The following is a 4,258-nucleotide window of genomic DNA, read 5'->3' as shown; positions in this document are numbered from 1 at the left end:
GAGAAGGGCAGCTTCATCGGGATCATGCGTAACGATCACCGTCACCGCCGATATCTCCCTTTGCAGCTCGCGCAGGGACTGCTGAAGACGCCGGCGGCGCGGGGTATCGAGGGCGGCGAAGGGTTCATCGAAGAGCAGAAGCTGACTGTGTTGCGTCAGCGCGCGAGCAAGCGCCACGCGTTGGCGCTGACCGAACGACAGCTCCTGCGGCAAGCGTTGAAGCAGGCTTGAAAGTCCAAGCTGCTCGACCCATTGCCGCGCGCTGGCGGCATCTGCGCTCAAGGGAAACGCGAGTTGCTGGGCGACCGTCATGTGCGGAAAGAGGCCATAGTCTTGTGGCATATAACCAATCTTGCGTGCCTCGGGCGGAAGGCCCGTCAACGACGCATCTCCCAGCGACACCATCGCCGTTTGTCCGGTTTCAAGTCCGGCGATGAGGCGCAAGGTCATCGACTTGCCTGAACCCGACGTTCCGATGATCGCAAGACGCCGTGTTTGCGGCGCCCATTTGATATCGAGATCGAAGCTGCCCAACTGTTTTTTCAATACGATGCTCAAACGGCGGTCGTCGGTATCGATTGCGGCATGTGATTGTGAAAGGTCATTGGTATCGTCTGCATTGACGAATTCCACGCTCGACGTACCGCGCCCGTTGCGGCTATAGATCGACAGTGCCGCGCACACAATGGCGATTGCAAGCGTAGGCAAAAGCAACGGCATCATGGCGGGCAGGCCCTGTCCGCCGAAGACCACGTACGTATACACCGGCAGCGAATACGGGTGATACGCGACCATCACGGTCGCCCCGAATTCTCCGAACGCGCGCAACCAAGCAAGTGCAAGACCGGCGCTGATCGCGGGCCAGGCAACCGGCAGCGTCACACGAAAAAAGCGGCTGCCCGCGCGATGACCGAGCGTTGCGGCCACGTCTTCGAACATGGGGTCGACGGCGGCAAACGCCGAGCGTGCCGCAATGATCAGAAACGGCGCGGCGACAAACGTCTCCGCGAGCACGATGCCCGCAAACGAGTCGGTCAGCTTGCCGCCGGTCAGTTGCCCGACCCAGCTATAGGGGCCGAGCAAAAACAGCAGCAATACGCCACTGGTCAGCGGCGGCAACGCAAGCGGCAACTGCACGATAAAACCAAGCAACGCCGAACGCTTCGAAGTGGATCGTGCGAGCAGATACCCCAACGGCACGCCGCCGATCAGGATGACAAGCGACGCGACGCTCGAGCTTCCCGCCGATACCGCGACTGCCGAAAGCGTCGAGCGCCAGTCGACACCCTGCCAGTCCGCCGCGCCGATCTGCGGAATGCTGGCGAGGAACGGCGCGCATAGATAGACCGCGAGCAGCGCTGCGAGCCACGACAAAGGTCGCGCAGCGACGCGCCTCATTGCGTCGCGTCGATCACAGCCTGGAGCGACGGCGGCATGGCCTGCGCGTTACCCGTGACAGCGGGCTTGATGACATCGACGCCATGTTCCTTCAGCAACTCGCGTCCCTTTGCACTCAGCAGGAAGTCGACGAAACGCGTGGCGCCTGTTGAATTCGGCGCGTCGCCCAGGATGGCGAGCGTGTAGCTCGCCTTGGCCTGCAATTCAGGCGCGGGACGAATGGATGGAATCTTCAGGTCCGACGTTTCGGTCGAATAGAAGAAACCTGCATCGAGTTGTCCGGATTGCAGACGTCCGACAAGCGCTTCTTCAGGCAAGACCTGCTCCGGATTCTCAGCGGCGCCAAGGGTTTTCTCGACCAGATCAGGCTGTTGATAAAGGCCGGCCGCCTTCGTCACCATCTCGACTGTGAACGCGCCCTTCGGATCCAGCTTGGGATCGGTGCGGCCAATCTTGATGCCCGGTTCCTGCAGAACCTGATCCCAGCGCTTGGTCTTGAATTCGCCCGCGAACTTGCTGCGCGGGTTATAGCCGATCATTAACGGCGATTCGGCGAAGGTCAAATACCACGCGACATGATCGCCATTGGCCGCGCCCATCAAACCCGTGTTGACCTTCGGGCTTGCGCTGATGAACACATCACCGCGACGCAGTTTGCCCTTGATCTCGTTGGCAATCTTGTTTGAACCCGCCGCGTAGCCCTGGAAATGAAGACCGGTTTCCTTCTCGAACGCAGGACCGACACTGCGCTCCATCAGGTTCACGAGCGAGCCTGCATACAAGACGTTGACGACGTTGTCGTCGGCTACTGCGGTGTGCGCGAACATTGCGCCGGCCATCACTGCAACAGACACCATTGCCTTACGGATCATCTTGTTCTCCACGGTTTTCCGATGCTGGTTGAAAGGTACCAAGAGGTAATAAAGTGCGTAATAAAGGGCGCTATATTACGCTGAGACATACGGAGTTCGCTAACCCGATCATCACGTCGAAAGGCGGTTTTTCGCGGCAATTTGACTCGCGTCCGCCCTGTTGCGCAGATAAACTTCTGGCTTGCCTGCGAACCGGCAATCACACTACAACGTGCGTTCTTGCCTTGCGGCCGTTCATGCCCGCCTGAGGACGCTGCAACCGGAGATAAAAATGCGTACAAGCGCCCGAAATCAATTTGTTGGTGAAGTGGTGGATGTCAAACACGGCGCCGTGAACGACGAAATCGTGCTGCGCGCCAACGACGGCCTCGAGATTGTCTCGGTGATTACGCATGGCAGTGCGACGTCCCTGGGTCTTGCGGCCGGTAAGGCTGCGTTTGCGTTGGTCAAGGCGTCGTCGGTCATCGTGATGGTCGACGTGGCCAACAGCCAGACGTCGGCGCGAAACAGCTTTGCCGGTACGATCTCGGCGGTCACGCCGGGCGCCGTGAATACGGAAGTCGTCATTACCGTAGCGGGCGGCGCGCAGATCGCGGCGATCGTCACGAATGAAAGTGCTCAACGTCTTGCGCTCGCGACCGGCAAGGTGGCTACGGCGATCTTCAAGGCGTCGAGCGTGATCATCGGCGTGGATGACTAAGTCAGATCAGTTAGTGGCAGCGGCCTGGTTCAGCGGAATGATCCTCAAAATGCTGGCGCCGCTTGCTCCTTTTGCACGGTCCACGACGTAAAGCGAATGGTGCAATGGGTCGATTGCGACACCGCGCGCATCGTCGAAACCGTTTGCGACTTCAGTCACCGTGTTGTCAGGCGTGATCCGGCATACCGCGGTTGCGTTGCATTTTGTGTAGAGCGCACCGCTTGTATCAATGGCAAGCAGATCCGGACCGTTGATCTTCACCACTTGCGTCTTGAGGCCGCCCGCTTGCGAATGATCCAGCAATCCGGCAAGGCTGGTCTTGAGAATCATGTTGTTCCCCTGGTCCGAAATCGATACCGCATCGCCTCGCACGACAATTCCCACAGGTTTCGCCAACCCGGACAGCACGTTGTGTTCGGATGCCGCGTGCGTGGATTCGTCGTAAGTGATCAGGCTTACGCCGCCCGTTGCGGGCGCGCTCCCCTCCTTGACGAACCATGTTGAAAGCAATCTCCCCGGGCCGATAACGGCCAGTCCCAACCGGCGCCGTGCAGGATCGATCCCCGAAAGCATTGCCACTGATTTGTTCGCGCCGACCTCCATTACGGCGCCGGACGTACCAAAACCAAAGCGTTCAATCAACAATGTGCCCTTGGTCGAGAACGTCACCTGACTGAGCGCATTGGGTTGTCCCGCGACTGGCGCAATGACTGCAAACGGCACAAAGGTCTTGCCATCCGTCGATACAAGCACGCTGTTGGTTTTATCGTCGGTTATGAAAATGCGGCCATCGGCTTGAGCAATAGCAATGCCGTTAGGGCGCGCATCGAGCGTTATTTGCTGAGGCGCGCTTGCGATTTGCGCAGACCCGCAACCCGCAAGCGATAACGCCACCGACGCCGACAACGCACAGAAAGCGATGCGCGGAAGGCTCACAAAACGCGCGGTCAGATATGAAAAATCCATGTTGGTTCTCGTTGCGACGGGGCACTCAATATAACGCTTAAGTCCCGGTTGTTCCCGGCCGCACGCCGCATATGCGAAAAGCGGTATGTCCAACATGGTTCACGCGCATGTCAGTATCGCTTTTCGACGTCGTAATATTCACGTGGATATAATGACGTAGCAGTTGTCTGCAACCGGTCCCTGGAGGACACAAGATGAGTGATGCCAACGCTCAGGCACTCGTAGTCGAGTACGCCAAGACTGTTATTTCGTTGGAGGGCGATTTCCTGCGTCCCTTGACGGTCGACCTCTCGGAATTCAGGGAGCAACCCGCAGTTGTCTC

The 4,258-nt window shown here is 58.8% G+C and carries 4 protein-coding genes; 1 reads left to right on the top strand and 3 read right to left on the bottom strand.

Annotated elements, in window-relative coordinates:
- Both ACFFAR_RS26160 and ACFFAR_RS26155 read right to left on the bottom strand, forming a co-directional pair.
- Positions 1-1,398, bottom strand: a 1,398-nt coding sequence (locus tag ACFFAR_RS26160) for an ATP-binding cassette domain-containing protein (RefSeq protein ID WP_174363707.1), incomplete at its 3' end; no start/stop codon positions are given.
- Entirely contained in the window at positions 1,395-2,270 is an 876-nt protein-coding gene (locus ACFFAR_RS26155) for an extracellular solute-binding protein (protein WP_375508738.1), read from the bottom strand. The genes ACFFAR_RS26160 and ACFFAR_RS26155, both read right to left, overlap by 4 nt.
- Before the next feature lie 271 nt (positions 2,271-2,541).
- Here ACFFAR_RS26155 and ACFFAR_RS26150 point away from each other — a divergent pair, with 271 nt between their 5' ends.
- Entirely contained in the window at positions 2,542-2,970 is a 429-nt protein-coding gene (locus tag ACFFAR_RS26150; RefSeq protein ID WP_086381150.1) for a molybdopterin-binding protein, read from the top strand.
- A gap of 6 nt (positions 2,971-2,976) precedes the next feature.
- On the opposite strand, the gene ACFFAR_RS26145 is transcribed toward ACFFAR_RS26150, so the two are convergent.
- Entirely contained in the window at positions 2,977-3,936 is a 960-nt protein-coding gene (locus ACFFAR_RS26145) for a hypothetical protein (RefSeq protein ID WP_174363705.1), read from the bottom strand.
- Between the last annotated feature and the right edge of the window lie 322 nt (positions 3,937-4,258).

This window comes from uncultured Caballeronia sp. (assembly GCF_964243625.1).
In the GTDB taxonomy this organism is placed as follows: Bacteria; Pseudomonadota; Gammaproteobacteria; order Burkholderiales; family Burkholderiaceae; genus Caballeronia.
Note: the sequence above shows the minus strand (reverse complement) of the source record. Positions and strands in the feature narration are given on the sequence as shown.

Excerpts from the sequence above, each read along its gene's own strand:
- ACFFAR_RS26155 (WP_375508738.1), bottom strand. The coding sequence starts at position 2,270 with ATGATCCGTAAGGCAATGGTGTCTGTTGCAGTGATGGCCGGCGCAATG.
- ACFFAR_RS26150 (WP_086381150.1), top strand. The coding sequence starts at position 2,542 with ATGCGTACAAGCGCCCGAAATCAATTTGTTGGTGAAGTGGTGGATGTC.
- ACFFAR_RS26145 (WP_174363705.1), bottom strand. The coding sequence starts at position 3,936 with ATGGATTTTTCATATCTGACCGCGCGTTTTGTGAGCCTTCCGCGCATC.